17 protein-coding genes are annotated in these 16,077 nt (G+C 70.3%); 4 read left to right on the top strand and 13 right to left on the bottom strand.

All coding sequences use genetic code 11. The features are described 5' to 3' along the window. Positions 1-21 precede the first annotated feature (21 nt). Positions 22-1,500, bottom strand: a complete 1,479-nt coding sequence (locus tag OG985_RS19110) for a sensor histidine kinase (protein WP_371669560.1) — start codon at positions 1,498-1,500, stop codon at positions 22-24. Continuing rightward, a complete protein-coding gene (locus OG985_RS19105) occupies positions 1,497-2,222 on the bottom strand; it encodes a response regulator transcription factor (RefSeq protein ID WP_371669559.1) in 726 nt (241 codons plus the stop codon). The genes OG985_RS19110 and OG985_RS19105 overlap by 4 nt, the downstream gene beginning before the upstream one ends. A gap of 164 nt (positions 2,223-2,386) precedes the next feature. On the opposite strand from OG985_RS19105, the gene OG985_RS19100 reads away from it, so the two are divergent. After that, on the top strand, positions 2,387-4,798 hold the full coding sequence (locus OG985_RS19100; RefSeq protein WP_371674430.1) for an MMPL family transporter: 2,412 nt from the start codon (positions 2,387-2,389) through the stop codon (positions 4,796-4,798). Between the two features lie 159 nt (positions 4,799-4,957). Here the strand turns inward: OG985_RS19100 and OG985_RS19095 are convergent, their stop codons facing one another. The 6 genes from OG985_RS19095 to OG985_RS19070 all read right to left on the bottom strand — a co-directional run bounded on the left by OG985_RS19095 (position 4,958) and on the right by OG985_RS19070 (position 8,466). Further along, positions 4,958-5,704: a TetR family transcriptional regulator gene (locus OG985_RS19095; protein ID WP_371669558.1), complete on the bottom strand. Its 747-nt coding sequence runs from the start codon at positions 5,702-5,704 to the stop codon at positions 4,958-4,960. A gap of 9 nt (positions 5,705-5,713) precedes the next feature. Then, on the bottom strand, positions 5,714-6,214 hold the full coding sequence (locus tag OG985_RS19090) for a thiol-disulfide oxidoreductase DCC family protein (RefSeq protein WP_371674429.1): 501 nt from the start codon (positions 6,212-6,214) through the stop codon (positions 5,714-5,716). Positions 6,215-6,219: 5 nt separating this feature from the next. Beyond that, positions 6,220-6,627: a hypothetical protein gene (locus OG985_RS19085; RefSeq protein ID WP_371669557.1), complete on the bottom strand. Its 408-nt coding sequence runs from the start codon at positions 6,625-6,627 to the stop codon at positions 6,220-6,222. A gap of 117 nt (positions 6,628-6,744) precedes the next feature. Continuing rightward, on the bottom strand, positions 6,745-7,155 hold the full coding sequence (locus OG985_RS19080; protein WP_371669556.1) for a VOC family protein: 411 nt from the start codon (positions 7,153-7,155) through the stop codon (positions 6,745-6,747). A 232-nt stretch (positions 7,156-7,387) separates the two neighbouring features. Next, positions 7,388-7,600, bottom strand: coding sequence for a DUF397 domain-containing protein (locus OG985_RS19075; RefSeq protein ID WP_371669555.1), 213 nt, complete (start codon positions 7,598-7,600; stop codon positions 7,388-7,390). 11 nt (positions 7,601-7,611) lie between these two features. Continuing rightward, positions 7,612-8,466 (bottom strand): helix-turn-helix domain-containing protein, encoded by an 855-nt coding sequence (locus OG985_RS19070; RefSeq protein ID WP_371669554.1) that lies wholly within the window; start codon positions 8,464-8,466, stop codon positions 7,612-7,614. Between the two features lie 246 nt (positions 8,467-8,712). Between OG985_RS19070 and OG985_RS19065 the strand changes: the two genes are divergently transcribed. Beyond that, positions 8,713-9,228: an ATP-binding protein gene (locus OG985_RS19065; RefSeq protein ID WP_371669553.1), complete on the top strand. Its 516-nt coding sequence runs from the start codon at positions 8,713-8,715 to the stop codon at positions 9,226-9,228. Positions 9,229-9,283: 55 nt separating this feature from the next. Here OG985_RS19065 and OG985_RS19060 read toward each other — a convergent pair whose 3' ends face one another. The 5 genes from OG985_RS19060 to OG985_RS19040 all read right to left on the bottom strand — a co-directional run bounded on the left by OG985_RS19060 (position 9,284) and on the right by OG985_RS19040 (position 13,478). Next, on the bottom strand, positions 9,284-10,063 hold the full coding sequence (locus tag OG985_RS19060; protein ID WP_371669552.1) for a succinate dehydrogenase iron-sulfur subunit: 780 nt from the start codon (positions 10,061-10,063) through the stop codon (positions 9,284-9,286). Continuing rightward, positions 10,063-11,820: a succinate dehydrogenase flavoprotein subunit gene (gene sdhA, locus OG985_RS19055; protein ID WP_371669551.1), complete on the bottom strand. Its 1,758-nt coding sequence runs from the start codon at positions 11,818-11,820 to the stop codon at positions 10,063-10,065. Before sdhA ends, OG985_RS19060 begins: the two co-directional genes overlap by 1 nt. Positions 11,821-11,844: 24 nt before the next feature. Continuing rightward, on the bottom strand, positions 11,845-12,327 hold the full coding sequence (locus tag OG985_RS19050) for a succinate dehydrogenase hydrophobic membrane anchor subunit (protein ID WP_371669550.1): 483 nt from the start codon (positions 12,325-12,327) through the stop codon (positions 11,845-11,847). A 5-nt stretch (positions 12,328-12,332) separates the two neighbouring features. Beyond that, positions 12,333-12,713: a succinate dehydrogenase, cytochrome b556 subunit gene (sdhC, locus tag OG985_RS19045; RefSeq protein ID WP_280887440.1), complete on the bottom strand. Its 381-nt coding sequence runs from the start codon at positions 12,711-12,713 to the stop codon at positions 12,333-12,335. Between the two features lie 201 nt (positions 12,714-12,914). Beyond that, positions 12,915-13,478 (bottom strand): 2-oxo-4-hydroxy-4-carboxy-5-ureidoimidazoline decarboxylase, encoded by a 564-nt coding sequence (locus tag OG985_RS19040; RefSeq protein ID WP_371669549.1) that lies wholly within the window; start codon positions 13,476-13,478, stop codon positions 12,915-12,917. A 156-nt stretch (positions 13,479-13,634) separates the two neighbouring features. On the opposite strand from OG985_RS19040, the gene OG985_RS19035 reads away from it, so the two are divergent. Both OG985_RS19035 and OG985_RS19030 read left to right on the top strand, forming a co-directional pair. Further along, on the top strand, positions 13,635-15,299 hold the full coding sequence (locus OG985_RS19035) for a glycoside hydrolase family 20 protein (RefSeq protein ID WP_371669548.1): 1,665 nt from the start codon (positions 13,635-13,637) through the stop codon (positions 15,297-15,299). A 197-nt stretch (positions 15,300-15,496) separates the two neighbouring features. After that, a complete protein-coding gene (locus tag OG985_RS19030; protein WP_371669547.1) occupies positions 15,497-16,063 on the top strand; it encodes a hypothetical protein in 567 nt (188 codons plus the stop codon). Positions 16,064-16,077 lie beyond the last annotated feature (14 nt).

The following is a 16,077-nucleotide window of genomic DNA, read 5'->3' as shown; positions in this document are numbered from 1 at the left end:
CCGTACGGTCGCGAAGCGGACCTACGGCGGGGTGGCCCCGGCCGGCAGCGTGACGGTGACCGCCAGCCCCTCGCCGGGCGCCGTCCGCACCGCGACCTCGCCACCGTGTGCCTGCACGACCCCCTGCACGATCGCCAGGCCGAGCCCGCTTCCCGCACCCCCTCCGGCCCGGAAGAACCGGTCGAAGACGCGGGCCGAGTCCTCCGGACGGAGCCCCGGGCCCTCGTCCGAGACGCACAGCCGTACGGCCCCGTCCGTACGCTCGACGGCCAGCCGCACCGGCACGTCGGCGGGCGTGTGCGTGCGCACGTTGCCCAGCAGGTTGCCGAGCACCTGCCGCAGCCCCGACTCGTCGGCGCGTACCAACAGGGTGCCCTCGGCGCCGACGGTGACCGGTCGTTCGGGCTGCTGCACCCGGAAGTCCTCGGCCGCCTCCCGCACCAGGCGGCTCACGTCGACGTTCCGGAAGCGCAGTTCGGGCTGCTGGTCGAGCCGGGCGAGGGTGAGCAGTTCGTCGACCAGGCGCCCCATGCGGTCCGCCTCCGCCAGCACCCGCTCCCAGGCGCGTTTGCGGTCGGCCGGGTCGTTGAGCATCCCCTTGTCGTACAGCTGGAGGTAGCCGCGTATCGCGGACAGCGGGGTGCGCAACTCGTGCGAGGCGTCGGCGACGAAGCGGCGCAGCTGGGCCGCGCTGTGCTCGCGTGTGCGGTGCGCCGACTCGACCTGGTGGAGCATGGAGTTGAGGGCGAGCCGCAGCTGTTCGACCTCCAGGGTGGCCTCACGGCTGGAGGGGACGCGCCGGGTCAGGTCGCCCTCGGCGATCGCCGACGAGGTCTCCACCATGTCCTCCAGCGGCCGCATCCGGCGCCGGACGCTGAACATCGTGAGACAGGCCAGCAGCGCGAGCAGCAGGGTGCCGATGGTGAGGTCCAGTTTGACGGCCTTGCCGACGCCCTGGTGGAGGGCGTCGGCCGAGCTGGCCAGCAGGATGTACGTGCCGTCGGCGAGGCGGGTCGCCGTCGCACGGTAGGCGGCGCCGTGCACCGTCAGGTCGTGCGGCTCGGTGTCCTCGGTCAGCGCGCGCGGGTCGTCGACCGCGGCCGCCAGGGCGCGCTGGGCGTCGGTCGGCTTGAACCCGAGGATGCCGACGGGCTCGCCCCGGCTGTCGACGGCGGCGAAGATCGAGTCCGGTCTCGGGTCCTCCGCCGCGGTCCCCGGCGCGACGCGGTCGTGGAGGAAGCCCAGCACGCTCAGCGAGTCGATCTGCCGCAGGGTGAGCTGCGAACTGCTCAGCGAGTTCCGGGTCTTGACCAGCCCCGCGTCGATCTGGTCGAGCAGGTAGTACCGCATGCCCATCACGCTCACGGCGGTCGCCGCGACGATTCCGAGGGCCAGCAACGCCACGTTCGCCAGTGTCAGCTGGGCGCGCAGGGAGCGGACGCCGTGCGTGCAGCGCGACAGGTGGAGGGCGGGAAACCAGGGAGCTTTCGGGAACCTCATGCCAGCCCGTATCCGACGCCCCGCCGGGTGGTGATCACCGGCGGGCCGAGTGGGTCGAGCTTGCGCCGCAGATAGCTGATGTAGGTCTCGACGACGGTCGATTCGGGCGGGGTGTGCTCGTACTGCCAGACGTGGCGCAGGAGTTGCTCCTTGGGCACGATCCGGCCGCCGTTGCGCACCAGGAAGCGCAGCAGGGCGTACTCGGTGGGGGTGAGCTCGACCGTGCGTCCCGCGCGGTGCACCGAGTACGTCGTCTCGTCCAGCTCGAGGTCGCCGTAGCGCAGGGGCGGTCGCTGCGGCAGGACGTCGGCCAGGGCGGTGCCCTCGCGGGAGTCCGATCGCGCGTGCGGGAGGGTGCGGCGCAGGACGGCCGATATCCGGGCGATGACCTCGTCGATGTTGAACGGCTTGGTGATGTAGTCGTCGCCGAACTCCAGCGCGCCGACGATCTCGGCGGGTGAGTCGCGGGCGGTCAGGAACACCAGCGCAAGACCGGGTTGTCCGGCGCGCAGCCGGCGGCCCAGGGCCCGGCCGTCCCCGTCGGGCAGCATGACGTCGAGCAGCGCCACGTCGGGCCGGGTGCGCCCGGCCAGCGCGAGCGCCTCCCGGACGGTGCCCGCCGTCATGACCTCGAACCGGTGGTAGCGCAGGGCGATGGAGAGGACGTCCGCGATGCTCGGTTCGTCCTCCACGACCAGCACGGTGCCTGGAGCCGTCGACATGCCCCCAGTATCGGCGGCGCCACTGACAGCCGGGTCGGTTCGCAGCTTTGGAGTTCCTTGAGAGTCATGGCGAGCCGCCCCCACACGCGCGCGGTGCGGCCAATCCTGTTGTCCAGGACCTGGGGGACCAACCGACGACTGAGGAGCTGTTGAGCGTGGCGGCATTGGCACGGTGGTGCTATCGGCACCGGCTGGTGGTCCTGTTGTTGTGGGTGGGGGCATTGTTCGGCCTGGGCTTCTCGGCCTCGGCGGCGGGCACGGACTACGCGAACGTCTTCTCCCTCCCGAACACGGACTCCAAGCGCGCGTACGACCTGATGGAGAAGGCGTTCCCGGACAGCGCGGGCGACACCGACACGGTGGTGTGGAAGGTCGACACCGGGACGGTACGGGACCAGGCGGTACGGTCCCGGATCCAGCCCGCACTCGACGAGATAGCCGGGATGAAGGGCGTCGGCGGGGTCACCAGCCCCTACGCGGGCGCCGGGGGCGCGGCACAGGTCAGCGGCGACGGGCGGATCGCGTACGCCCAGATCACCTTCGCCGACCAGGCGAACGCGGTCCCCAAGGAACTCGTCCAGGACGTCGTCGACACCGCGCGGGGCGTCGAACGCGACGGACTGGAGGTCGAGCTCGGCGGCCAGGCGATCCAGCGGGTGCAGGAACCGCCCACCGGACTCGCGGAGATGATCGGGATCCTGGCGGCGGCCGTCGTCCTGTTCCTGGCCTTCGGTTCGCTCTTCGCGATGCTGCTCCCGCTCGCCATCGCGATCTTCGGCGTCGGCACGGGCATGTTCTCCACCCAGCTGCTCAGCCACACCACCGACATCCCCGACCTGGCCCCGCTGCTCGCCACCCTGATCGGCCTCGGCGTCGGCATCGACTACGCCCTGTTCATCGTCACCCGCCACCGGCGCGGCATCCTGAAGGGGATGGCGCCTGAGGAGTCGGCGGTCGTCGCCCTCGACACCTCCGGCCGGGCCGTGCTGTTCGCGGGCGGCACGGTGTGCATCGCACTCGCCGGAATGCTGGTGACGAACCTGCGTTTCCTGGACGGTGTCGTCATCGGCACCTCCCTGACCGTGGTGCTGAGCGTGCTGGCCGCCACGACCCTGCTGCCGGCGATGCTCGGCTTCCTCGGCCCGCGGGTGCTCAGCCGCCGGCAGCGGCGCAGGCTCGCCGCGAGCGGTCCGGAGCCGGAGAAGGCGAGCGGTCTCGCCGCCCGCTGGTCCACGGGCGTGCAGAAGCGCCCGCGCCGGATCGCCACACTCGCCCTCGTCGTCATGGCCGTACTCGCGCTGCCGGTGCTGTCACTGCGCCTGGGCGCCACCGACCAGGGCAACGACGACGCGACGACGACCACCAGAAAGGCGTACGACCTGCTCGCCGAGGGCTTCGGGCCCGGCTTCAACGGCCCGCTCCAGGTGGTCACCGACGGCGGGGACACCACCGCGCTGGTCCGGGGGATCAAGGACACGGCCGGGGTCGCCCAGGTCGCGGCGCTGCCGCCCGCGCGGGGCGTGACCGTGATCCAGGTCGTCCCGACCACGTCACCGCAGTCCGAGGAGACGGACAACCTCATCGACACGCTGAGGGACGAGGTGATCCCGCAGGCGGGGGTGAAGGCCCACGTCGGCGGCGTCACGGCCGTCTCCAAGGACTTCGCCACGGTGACGGGCGACCGTCTGCCCCTCTTCATCGCGACGATCATCGGCCTGGGCTTCCTGCTCCTGCTGGTCGCCTTCCGCTCCCTGGTGGTGCCGCTGACGGCCGCGCTGATGAACCTGATCGCGGCGGCGGCCTCCTTCGGCGTCCTCGTCGCGGTCTTCCAGTGGGGCTGGGGACTCGACCTCCTCGGCCTCGGCAAGGAGGGCCCGATCAACGCCTTCCTGCCGGTCATCATGCTGTCCCTGCTCTTCGGCCTCTCGATGGACTACCAGGTCTTCCTGGTCAGCCGTATGCACGAGGAGTGGGTCCACACCAAGGACAACGCCCGCGCGGTACGGGTCGGTCTGGCGGAGACCAGCCGCGTGATCAACTCCGCGGCCCTGATCATGGTGTGCGTCTTCCTGGCCTTCGTCCTGAGCGGCGACGCCGGCGCGGCCATGGCGGGCGTCGGCCTGGCGGCCGCCGTGGCCCTCGACGCCTTCATCCTGCGTACGGCGCTGGTGCCGGCCATGATGCACCTGCTCGGCAATTCCAACTGGTGGCTGCCGGCCGGGCTGGAGAAGCGGCTGCCGCATCTCGCGGTGGAGCCCAAGGAGGAGCAGGAATCCCCCGAGGAGCCTTCGGCGGAGGGCGGCGCCTCGGTGGTCCACGGTTACGTCCGCACCACGGAGGGCGAACCGGTGGAGAACGCGACCGTGACCCTGCTGACGACGGGCGGACGCCGGCTGGACGGGGTCACGTCCCTCGCGGACGGCTCGTACATCGTCTCGGTACCGGAACCGGGCACCTACCTGCTGGCCACGACGGCGACACCGTACGGCTCGAAGGCACGGCAGGTGATCGTCGAGAACGGGCCACTGGTGCATGACGTGGAACTCGCGGAGGGAGAGGTGGACGCGGTCAACTAGTGCCGCGGCAGGCAACGTTGCGACGGGGCGAACGTTGCCTTTTGGGGCACCGGCCGCGTCCGGCCATCCCGTCGGCGTCGGGGGTGACCCCGGCGCCGACGGGACCGTCGTCGTGGGCAGGCCGACCGTCCCGTTCGGTTCCGCATCACCCGAAAGCGATCACTCGGCCTGCCGCCCCTTGCCCCCCGGGTCCGGCAGAGCCCTCGTCATTCCCGGCAGGAAGTCCGTGAACAGCTCGTGCACCTCGCGTACGAGCGGTCGCAGCACCCGGAACCGGGCCAGGACCACGCCCCGCGAGGTGAGCCGCGCGCCCCGCTCGGCGAGCCGGTAGCTGCGTTCCCGGCCGTCCGTCCGGTCGAAGATCCAGTACAGCACGAGCCCCATCTGTGAGAGCCACATCAACTCCGGCAGCACGTCCCGCAGTTCCTCCGGGACCTTCGTCCTCGTCGCGCCGGCAAGCACCTCGCGGTGGACTTCGATGGCCGCCACGCGCGCGTGCTCCGACTCCGGCGAGAAGGGGCTGAGCGGGCTGTCCGGGTCGGCGGCGTTCTTGAAGAACTGCACCGCGAACTCGTGGTACGGCGTGGCGACGTCCAGCCACGTCCTCAGTACGCCCGCGAGCCGTGCCTCAAGGTCGGTCTCCCGTTCCAGGACCTCGCGGACCGCCGCCCGGTGTTCGGCGGCGATCCGGTCGTAGAAGCCCTGGATCAGATGTTCCTTGCCCTCGAAGTAGTAGTAGGCGTTGCCGACGGAGACCCCTGCCTCCTTGGCGATGGCCCGCATCGTCGTCTTGTCGTACCCCCGCTCCTGGAACAGCCGCATCGCCGTCTCCAGGATCAGCGCACGGGTCTGCTCGGACTTGCTCTGGGGGCCGACCTCGTCGGGGCCGTCGTTGTTCGCGGGCACGTAAGGAGCCTAACCAGTGGGACAGGCCCCGCCGTCACAGCCCGACGCGCGGTAGGTCCAGCCCTGCCGGGGGTCGTAGACCCAGCCGTCCGATCGCCGGTACGTCTGCCCGCCCCACTCGGACCTTCCCCACTGCGAGCCGCGCCACTTGGCGGCGGCCAGTACGGCCCCCTTGGCGAGCCGCGCCCCGGACGGCGTGCTCAGCCGGTGCGACAGCGGCCGGTGCTCGCGCAGTGCCCACAGCACGACGACCCAGGCGGCCGCACCCCGGTACACCTGCCCTGAGTCCCCCACGACGGTGACGTCGTCGAGGGTGGCCCGGTGGTCCAGGCCGGGGAACCGGACCCGGGCCTCGTCCGACCCGGCCGGCACCAGTTCCAGCGGCACCAACTGCGGCTGCCGTACGAGCCAGTCGCGCAGGAAGGCGCACAGGGAGCACTCGGCGTCGTACAGGACGGTGAGCCCGCGGACCGGGACACGCGCGGTGTCCCGGTCCCCAGGTGTGGTCACGGTGCTCACGCCCGTGCCGTGGGCGGGACCCAGCCCTGCGGTGCGACGGGCGGCACCTGCTCCCGCTCCAGCACCCCGCGCCGCCGTATCCGGTTGAGCACGTACACGTTGCCCAGGTGCATGACGCCGAGCACCAGCAGGACCACGCCGAGCTTCGTCGACAGGGCCTCGAAGATCTCGCGGGTGTCGTCGATGGTCCCGTCGCCGCTCAGGTAGAGCGCGACGAAGCCGAGGTTGACGAGGTAGAAGCCGACCACCAGGAGATGGTTGACGGCTTCGGCGAGCTGCTCGTTCCCGTGCAGGACGTCGGCGAGAAAGATCCGCCCGTTGCGGCTGAGCGTCCGGGCCACCCAGATGGTCAGCGCGATGCTGACCAGCAGGTAGATGACGTAGGCGATGACCGTACGGTCCATGCCCCCCACCCCTTCTTGAACACGTTCAAAAAGCTGACAGGCATGACTGTAGACCTGTTTTTGAACGTGTTCAACGAGGAGGGGTGATGGGCGGGTGAGGGCTGCGTCACGTGGACGTCAGGGCCTTCGGCCGATCTCTGGTCGTTTGCTGTAGTCCGTGAGCCCGAGGATGTTCCCCCACGGGTCGGCGACCTCGACGGTCCACCCGGTGGCGGTGGAGAATGGCGGGTCGATCGGAGCGATCCCCGCGTCGGCCAGCGCCCGGGCCGCCGCCCGCGCGTCCGCAACCTCCAGCCACGCGCGCGTGGGGGGCCAGGGCGGCGGCCGGTGCCCCATGCCCTCTTCCTGGCGCAGCAGGATGCCGGGCATCTCACCCCCGACCTTCAACTGGGCGATCCCGCCCTCGTCGAACCGGAACCCGACCGCGAACCCGGCGCGCTCGTAGAAGGCCAAGGCCTCGGCGAGATCCCCGACGGGCAGCAACAGGTTGTCGAATCCGAGCAGCTCGTACGACTGGTCATCTGACATGCCATCAGATTAGGTGTGTTGACGCCGACGCCGAGGGGGGCTGACCGTGGGGGTCACCCGGGCGGGGGAGTAACCGACGACGTCGATGCCGAAGTCGACCGCCTCCTGGGGCCCGGTGCCAGGTGCTGCGGGCACGGGGTGGACACCTGCTGTGCGTCATCCCCGTCCACAGCGATCCGGATCTCTTCGCGGCGACCGCGCGGACCTGGAAGTGACCTGTCCGACGTTCGGATCACGGGTTGGCGCGCGAGGCGCTTCGCTCCGCTCCGTGCGGGGATCTGAGGGTGGATATCAGCGCGCCGAGTTGGCGGGGGCCGGTGGTGAGAATGGTTTCCGGTTCGTCGCTTTCGCGGAGCAGGATCGTTCCGGCGGGGGCGGTGGCCAAGTAGACGCAGGCGGAGGCCTCCTGGCTGTACGTGGACTTCTGCCAGTGCGGTTCGGTCATGGAGGGCTCCTTCAGAGGTCTTTGGCGAGTCGGGTGATGTAGTCGCGGGACTTCGCCGGGGTGAGCGCCGCTTGTCCGGCGCGGTCCAGGATGCGTTGGTAGCGCTCCAACTGGGCGGGAGCGTCGATGAGTTCCGCCCCGTGGTCGGTATCGAGCTGGACGGTGTCCAACTGGTGCACCTGGCCGTGGAAGTAGTCGATGCCCTGGCCCGAGGTGTGGAAGGGGCCGCCGGCGAAGGGGATGACGGTGATCGTGACGTCGTCCAGTTCGCTGAGCTCGTTGAGGTGGTGGAGCTGGCCTCGGACAGTGACGCGGTCACCGAACCGCATGCGGAGTGCCGCCTCGTGGATGATCGCCGTGTAGGGCGGCGGCTGTTCACGGTGCAGGATTTCCTGGCGCTTGATGCGGTGCGAGACGCGGTGCTCGATCTCGTGGGGCTTCAGTGGCGGCACCGTGTGGCCGAACAGAGCGCGGGCGTGATCGGCGGTCTGGAGCAGGCCGGGGATGTTGATGATGTGCGCCACGCGCAGCGCGGTGGCGTGGTGCTCGACCTCTGTCAGGTCCAGCATCCGGGGAGACAGGATGTCCCTGTACTCCTCCCACCAGCCGCGCCGGCGCTCGCCGGTCAGCGTGGTGAGCGCGTCGATCAGGGGCTCGTCCGTGCAGTCGTAGTGCCGGGCGATCGTGCGCACGCGGTCGGCGCTCACTCCGTAGCGTCCCGCTTCGATGTTGCTCACGCGTGACTGTGTGGCTCCGACCAGCGCGGCGGCCTGCGTGGCGGTCAGGTCGGCCCGTTCGCGCAGCCGGCGCAACTCGACCCCGAGGCGGCGGCGCCGGGCGCTGGGGAGGGGGCTTGGCTGCGGCATCTGCTGCGACTTCCCATTCGTACGTACGTCGATCGGTTCACCCGCGCGAGGGTAGAGGGGCTGCATTCCCTGACTTTCATGGAATGTAGTCCATGAACCGCTCTACGGTGAGACCCGAGCCGCTCGACCGGCCACGCCGACCCGTCGGAAGCGCACCGCTGCGCCCTCAAGCGCACGGCACTGCCACCGCCAGGTCGGTTCTTCGGCCGTCGAGCCACCCAAGTCCCCCCACCGCAGGAGGCGTTCATGGTCACCGTATCCCCGTCGGAGTGCGAAGGGGCCGCAACGTGGGCGTACGCCCTCCAACTGCCCCACGACGCCCGCGCCGCACGTATCGCCCGGGTCACCCTGAGGGCCGTCCTCTCCGGGCATGGCATGTCCCAACTACAGGACGACGCCGAACTGTTGGCCTCCGAGCTGGTCACCAACGCCTACCGGTACTCCTCCGGTCCCGCGACCCTCCGCCTGCGCGGGCTCGGCCGGAGCCGGCTGCGGGTGAGTGTCCGGGACGCCAACCCGCACATCCCACCGCCCTTCGGCAGGCGATCCGGGCCCGTCGGCCGCGTCCCGGTGGAAGCGGACGGCGGGCGCGGGCTGTTCCTCGTGTGCCACTACGCCAGCGCGTGGGGCGGCTATCCGCTCGGGGGCGGTGTCGGCGGGCGCGGCGGGAAGCTGCTGTGGTGCGAGGTCGGGCCGTCGGCCGGGGGTGGGGCCTGCCCCGGGGCCGGCCTGACGGCCGTCGACCGGCGCCCCCGCGGCTGACGACGAAGGCCCCGCATCCACAGGAGCGGGGCCTTCATACACGTACCGACGGAGATCAGAAGCGGCGCGTGATCAGCGCCCGCTTCACCTCCTGGATCGCCTTCGTCACCTCGATGCCCCGCGGGCAGGCGTCCGTGCAGTTGAACGTGGTGCGGCAGCGCCAGACGCCGTCGCGGTCGTTCAGGATCTCCAGGCGCTGCTCGGCCGCCTCGTCACGCGAGTCGAAGATGAAGCGGTGGGCGTTGACGATGGCCGCCGGGCCGAAGTACTGGCCGTCGTTCCAGAAGACCGGGCACGAGGACGTGCAGGCCGCGCAGAGGATGCACTTCGTCGTGTCGTCGAAGCGCTCGCGGTCCTCGGCCGTCTGGAGACGCTCGCGCGTCGGCTCGTTCGTGTCCTTCGTGATGAGGAAGGGCATGACGTCGCGGTACGCCTGGAAGAACGGCTCCATGTCGACCACGAGGTCCTTGAGGACCGTGAGGCCCTTTATGGCCTCGACCGTGATCGGCTTCTCGGGGTTGAGGTCCTTGATCAGCGTCTTGCAGGCAAGGCGGTTCTTGCCGTTGATCCGCATGGCGTCCGAGCCGCAGATGCCGTGCGCGCAGGAGCGGCGGAAGGTGAGCGTTCCGTCGAGGTCCCACTTGATCTTGTGCAGGGCGTCGAGGACGCGTTCCTTCGGGTCGATCTCCAGCTGGAAGTCTTCCCAGACCGCCTCTCCCGCGACCTCGGGGTTGAAGCGGCGGACGCGGAACGTGGCCAGGATGTACGGGGAATCGGCGAAGCCGGCCTCGGGCGTGCCGGCGCTGTCCGCCTTGTCCAGGGTGGGAGTTGCCATCAGTACTTACGCTCCATCGGCTGGTAGCGGGTCTGGACGACCGGCTTGTAGTCGAGACGGATCGACTCGGTGCCGTCGTCGCCGACCTCGCGGTACGCCATGGTGTGGCGCATGAAGTTGACGTCGTCGCGGTTCGGGTAGTCCTCGCGGTAGTGACCGCCGCGGGACTCCTTGCGGGCGAGCGCGGAGACGGCCATGACCTCGGCCAGGTCGAGCAGGTTGCCGAGTTCGACGGCCTCGAGCAGGTCGGTGTTGAACCGCTTGCCCTTGTCCTGGATCGAGACGTTGAGGTAGCGCTCGCGCAGCTCCGCGATCTTCTCGACCGCCGTCTTGATCGTCTGCTCGGTGCGGAACACCATCACGTTGGCGTCCATGCACTCCTGGAGCTCCCGGCGGATGTCGGCGACGCGCTCGGTGCCCGTGGAGGCACGCAGCCGCTCGACCTGCGAGACGACCAGCGACGCCGGATCCTCCGGCAGTTCGAGGTGGGCGTCGACCTTCGCCGAGTACTCGGCGGCGGCGATACCGGCCCGCTTGCCGAACACGTTGATGTCCAGGAGCGAGTTGGTGCCCAGACGGTTCGCGCCGTGGACCGAGACGCAGGCGACCTCGCCGGCCGCGTACAGGCCCGGGACGACCGTCGTGTTGTCGGAGAGGACCTCGCCCTGGACGTTCGTCGGGATGCCGCCCATCGCGTAGTGCGCGGTGGGCTGGATCGGGATCGGGTCCGTGTACGGCTCGATGCCCAGGTAGGTGCGCGCGAACTCGGTGATGTCCGGGAGCTTCGCGTCCAGCTGCTCCGGGGGAAGGTGGGTCAGGTCCAGGTAGACGTGGTCGCCCTCGGGGCCACAGCCGCGACCCTCGCGGATCTCGGTGTAGATCGAGCGGGAGACGACGTCACGGGACGCGAGGTCCTTCATGACCGGCGCGTACTTCTCCATGAAGCGCTCGCCGTCCTTGTTGCGGAGGATGCCGCCCTCACCGCGGGCGCCCTCCGTCAGCAGGATGCCCATGCGCCAGATGCCGGTCGGGTGGAACTGGAAGAACTCCATGTCCTCCAGCGGCAGCCCGCGACGGTAGACCGCCGCCTGGCCGTCACCGGTCAGCGTGTGCGCGTTCGAGGTCACCTTGAAGAACTTGCCGGTGCCGCCGGACGCGTAGATCACGGCCTTCGCCTGGAAGACGTGGATCTCGCCGGTCGCCAGTTCGTAGGCGACGACGCCCGCCGAGTGCTTGACGCCGTCGACCTCGACGATCAGCTGGTCGAGGACGTAGAACTCGTTGAAGAACTCCACGCCCTCCTTGACGCAGTTCTGGTAGAGCGTCTGGAGGATCATGTGGCCGGTGCGGTCGGCCGCGTAGCAGGAGCGGCGGACCGGGGCCTCGCCGTGGTTGCGGCTGTGCCCGCCGAAGCGGCGCTGGTCGATGGTGCCGTTCGGCGTCCGGTTGAACGGCAGGCCCATCTTCTCCAGGTCGAGGACCGAGTCGATGGCCTCCTTCGCCAGGATCTCGGCGGCGTCCTGGTCGACCAGGTAGTCACCGCCCTTGACCGTGTCGAAGGTGTGCCACTCCCAGTTGTCCTCCTCCACGTTGGCCAGCGCGGCGGCCATGCCACCCTGCGCGGCGCCCGTGTGGGAGCGGGTGGGGTAGAGCTTCGTCAGGACCGCGGTGCGGCTGCGCTTCGTCGACTCGATGGCGGCGCGCATACCGGCGCCGCCGGCGCCGACGATGACGGTGTCGTACTTGTGGATCTTCATGGGTGGATTACCTCAGCCCCGTGCCTAGCGGATGTTCGGGTCGAAGGTGAAGATCACCAGCGTGCCCAGCAGGATGGTGAACACCGTGGCGGTGTAGAGCAGGCCCTTCAGCCACAGCCGGGTGTTCGCGCGCTCCGCGTAGTCATTGATGATCGTACGCAGGCCGTTGGCACCGTGCAGCATCGCGAGCCACAGCATGAGCAGGTCCCAGACCTGCCAGAACGGCGAGGCCCAGCGGCCGGCCACGAAGGCGAAGCCGATCTTGGAGACGCCGCCGTCCAGGACGAGCTGGATCAGCAGGTGGCCGATGACCAGGACGACCAGCACGATGCCGGACAGGCGCATGAACAGCCAGGCGGCCATCTCGAAGTTGCCCCGGGTGGACTTGGGGGACTTCTTGGTGCGCTTGCGCGGGGCTTCGATGAGGGGTGCCGGGTTGTCGACGCCGTAGAGGGACTCGCCCTCGACGGGGCCGATGCCGGAGGCGGACTTCTCAGTGGTGGACATGCGCGTCAGCTCCCGAACAGTTCACGAGCGGCGTGGCCGAGGACGGGGTAGATCGCCCCGAGCATCAGCACGACCCAGACGCCGGCGACGGCCCAGAACATCTGCTTCTGGTAGCGCGGGCCCTTCGACCAGAAGTCGACGGCGATGACACGCAGGCCGTTGAGCGCGTGGAACAGGATGGCGGCGACGAGGCCGTACTCCAGGCACGCGACGAGCGGGGTCTTGTAGGTGGCTACGACCTTGTCGTAGTCCTCGGGGGAGACACGCACGAGAGCGGTGTCCAGCACGTGAACGAACAGGAAGAAGAAGATGAGGACGCCGGTGACTCGATGAGCCACCCAGGACCACATTCCTTCCCGGCCGCGGTACAGCGTTCCAGCCGGCACGGAATTACCCTCCGGGAGCGGGGACAGGGGCCTGCCGGCTTCGGTGTCGGACGGGCCCGGCCGGGTACGGTCCACCGGCCCCCAGCATCGTAGCCAGCCACTGCGGCCTGGCTTACAGCGGGCCTACCGGTGTGATCAAACTGGCACGCGTATGGGTGAGCGCGGGCGGCATCTGGGGCCTGGTGTCCCGTTATCCGCCGTCTAGGGGTGCGATGTGGCTGGTCGGGCGGTTCCCGGCGTTCCCAGCTGCGCCGCCAGACGTTGCCGCGCCAGGCGGCGGACCTCCTCCGCCGTCACGACCCGTTCGTCGTCCCGATCGTTTGCCAATCGTGACCGGATGGCTTCCAGGACGTAGTCCAGGACCTCGTTCGGGGGCACGCCGTCCAGGCAGATCACGAACATGTGCCCGAACTTTGCCTCGTACGCCGCGTGTGCCGCGCCCAGTGCCATGTGGGCCGCCTCGTACGCGTCCTCCGGCAGGGACGGCAGGAACTCCTCGGCCAGCGCCTCGGCGAGATCCTGCTGGTTCAGGTCGTACGCCGCCTCGTCGGACGCGGCCAGGAGGGCGTCCATCGTGGGGTAGGGGCGGTGGTCGGCGACGCGGTGGGCCCAGCGGAGGCTGCCCAGGCAGCTCAGGAGCAGGGGGACGACGTCCCCGGGGGAGGCGGAATTGAACCTCTCCAGCGAGGCCGGAGGCGGCGGGGTGCGGCTCTGCTCGGGGAGCGCGGGTATGGCCACTCGGCCGGGGAGGTGTGTGGGCGTCACGTGTGTTTCGGCTGGGGAGAATGTGAGAGATGTGGCAGCAGGTTATCGATAGCGGACATGACGTGTCCGGCGGACGCCCGAATTTCACCCGCACGGGAGAGTTTCGGAACGCGTGGTGGACGATTCCGACGGGGGACGAGTCGTAGCGTTGGCGGGGTGAGTCAGCACAGGCGTCGGGCGCCGGCGAAGAAGGCGCGGCAGGCGGTAGGTACCCGGACGGTGGTCGCCTCGGCGGTCGCCGTGACGGTCGTGGCCGGAGTGGGTCTCGGGCTGTGGGCCTCCGGGGACGACAGCGGGCCGGCGGGTGCCTCGCTGTGGCCCGGGGAACGGAAGTCGGCCGCGGCGCCCGCCCCCTCCCGCGCGGCGAGCCCCACACCGACGCCCACCCGCTCGTACGCGCTGTCGAAGACCCCGCGCACGATCCCCGCCGTGCGCTCCCACACCGCGGCCCGCGGGCCCGGCTGGCGCCCCGCGAGCGGCCGCCGGGTCGTCGTGAACGACGCGGAGCTGGCCGACGAGGGGCGGCTGATCGCCGGTGAGCTCGGTCTGACGTACGCGGGCGCGAAGGACGACGTGCGTGCCGGGGACGTACGGCTGGCGCTGAACGACGACGAGGGCGCCGACCCGGAGTCGTACGCGATGACCGTCCGCGGCGGGCGCGTGAACATCAGCGGGCCAGCGGACTCGGGTGTCTTCTACGGCACCCGCACTCTCAAGCAGGAGGTGCACGGCGGCCGTACGGCGCCGGAGGGCGTCGTACGCGACCAGCCGGCCAAGCCGGTGCGCGGGTTCATGCTGGACATCGCCCGCAAGCACTTCACGGCGGCCTGGATCGAGGACCGCGTCCGTGAGCTGGGCGACCTGAAGTTCAACCAGCTCGGGCTGCACTTCTCCGACGACCAGGGCTTCCGCATCGCCTCCGACACGCATCCGGAGATCGTGTCCCGCCAGCACCTGACGAAGGCGGAGGTGAGCAGGATCGTCGATCTCGCGGCGAGCCGGCACATCGCCGTCGTGCCCGAGATCGACTCGCCCGGGCACCTCGGGGCCGTCATCGCCGCGCACCCCGACCTCCAGCTGCGCAACGCGCAGGGCGTGGCGACGCGCGGGGCGATCGACATCTCCAAGGACGAGTCCGCGGCGATCGTCGACGACCTGCTGGAGGAGTACGCCGAGCTGTTCCCCGGCAGCCAGTGGCACCTCGGCGGCGACGAGTACCAGGCCCTGGTGGTGTCCAACCCGCAGGCCTCCTACCCGCAGCTGGCCGCCGCGGCCACGAAGGCCTACGGCTCCGGCGGGACCGTCGCGGACCTGACGACCGGCTGGCTCAACGACCGGGCCGACACGATGCGCGCCCAGGGCCGCACGATGCGGGTCTGGAACGACGGCTTCTTCCGGGGCACGTCCGTGCAGCCGGCCAAGGACCTCCAGGTGGCCTACTGGACCGGCAAGGAGATCGGCGCCCGTCTGCCCGTGGAGTACCTGAGCACGGGGCGCAAGCTCATCAACTACAACGACGAGTTCCTGTACTACGTCCTCGGGCAGCCGCAGACCTTCGTCTACCCGACCGGGCAGCGGATCTACGAGCAGTGGACCCCGCGCGTCGTGCGCGGCACGCAGGCGGTGCCCGCCAAGTACGACCGGCAGATCCTCGGCGGTTCCTTCGCCGTCTGGTGCGACCTCTCGAACTCCCAGACGCAGGCCCAGGTCGCGGCCGGCATCCGGATGCCGTTGCGGGCGACGGTCCAGAAGCTGTGGGCCCCGGGAACGCCGGCGCTGTCGTGGACCCAGTTCAAGGCGCTGGCGGACGGCCTGGGCTGAGCGGGGAGCCGCGTCCGGTGCCGCCCCGGTTCGGGCGGATTGGCCGAAAACCCCTTCCTCTGTCCCCTCGACCTGCTTGTGTGGTGCGCCTGTGACACTCCGGGGCCGTCGCACGCAGTAAGGGGAAGTGCGGGCTCCGTATCGGCGTGTGAGCGGCGCCGGAGGCGAGCAGGGCCCTCGGAACAGGGGAGATGTGGATGAGTCTGGTGGAGCTGATCGCTCAGGCCGACGAACGCGGGCTGACCGCCAGCGGCTTGGCTTGTTTGGATCGGTGCGTGCCGCTGCTCGGCGGTGACGACGAGAGCCTGCGGCCGCTGTGGGCGAGCCTCGCCGAACACGACGCCGGCGAGTGGGGCGTGGGGCTGGAACAGGCGAGGGACAAGCTGGCCGGACAGGTCGGGCCGCCGGACGGCCCCCAGGGCGAGGCCGCCCTGCTGGCCCGCAGGATGCTGGCCGCCGCCCCCGCCACCCGGTCCGTCGCCGAGGTACGGGCGTGGGCCGACGCGTGCTCGGTGGCCGCGCTCCAGATCCACCGGCTCCTCGACCCCCTGGACGACCCCGCCGCCTCGGTCGAGACCCGCCGAGAGGGCCGTACGGGAGGCATGTCGCCGCTCGTCGCCGCCGAACTGCGCCGCCAGGTCACCATCCTGGAGCTGCTCGCCAGTCACGGCGCGGGCGGACTGCGCCGGGCGCTGGAGGTGTCGACGGAGGGCCGGCGGGTGCTGCGCGCGGTGGTGTCGCGCCGCAGCCGCAGACAGGGCTGAGGCGCCGGCCGGCC

It is taken from the genome of Streptomyces sp. NBC_00289, assembly GCF_041435115.1.
Classification (GTDB): domain Bacteria; phylum Actinomycetota; class Actinomycetes; order Streptomycetales; family Streptomycetaceae; genus Streptomyces.
Note: the sequence above shows the minus strand (reverse complement) of the source record. Positions and strands in the feature narration are given on the sequence as shown.

What these genes read in the sequence shown, in the direction of transcription:
- OG985_RS19070 (WP_371669554.1), bottom strand. Translation starts at nt 8,466, where the DNA reads ATGCCGCAGCCAAGCCCCCTCCCCAGCGCCCGGCGCCGCCGCCTCGGG.
- OG985_RS19110 (WP_371669560.1), bottom strand. Translation starts at nt 1,500, where the DNA reads ATGAGGTTCCCGAAAGCTCCCTGGTTTCCCGCCCTCCACCTGTCGCGC.
- OG985_RS19060 (WP_371669552.1), bottom strand. Translation starts at nt 10,063, where the DNA reads ATGGCAACTCCCACCCTGGACAAGGCGGACAGCGCCGGCACGCCCGAG.
- OG985_RS19075 (WP_371669555.1), bottom strand. Translation starts at nt 7,600, where the DNA reads ATGACCGAACCGCACTGGCAGAAGTCCACGTACAGCCAGGAGGCCTCC.
- OG985_RS19105 (WP_371669559.1), bottom strand. Translation starts at nt 2,222, where the DNA reads ATGTCGACGGCTCCAGGCACCGTGCTGGTCGTGGAGGACGAACCGAGC.
- OG985_RS19030 (WP_371669547.1), top strand. Translation starts at nt 15,497, where the DNA reads ATGAGTCTGGTGGAGCTGATCGCTCAGGCCGACGAACGCGGGCTGACC.
- OG985_RS19080 (WP_371669556.1), bottom strand. Translation starts at nt 7,155, where the DNA reads ATGTCAGATGACCAGTCGTACGAGCTGCTCGGATTCGACAACCTGTTG.
- sdhA (WP_371669551.1), bottom strand. Translation starts at nt 11,820, where the DNA reads ATGAAGATCCACAAGTACGACACCGTCATCGTCGGCGCCGGCGGCGCC.
- OG985_RS19050 (WP_371669550.1), bottom strand. Translation starts at nt 12,327, where the DNA reads ATGTCCACCACTGAGAAGTCCGCCTCCGGCATCGGCCCCGTCGAGGGC.
- OG985_RS19085 (WP_371669557.1), bottom strand. Translation starts at nt 6,627, where the DNA reads ATGGACCGTACGGTCATCGCCTACGTCATCTACCTGCTGGTCAGCATC.
- OG985_RS19065 (WP_371669553.1), top strand. Translation starts at nt 8,713, where the DNA reads ATGGTCACCGTATCCCCGTCGGAGTGCGAAGGGGCCGCAACGTGGGCG.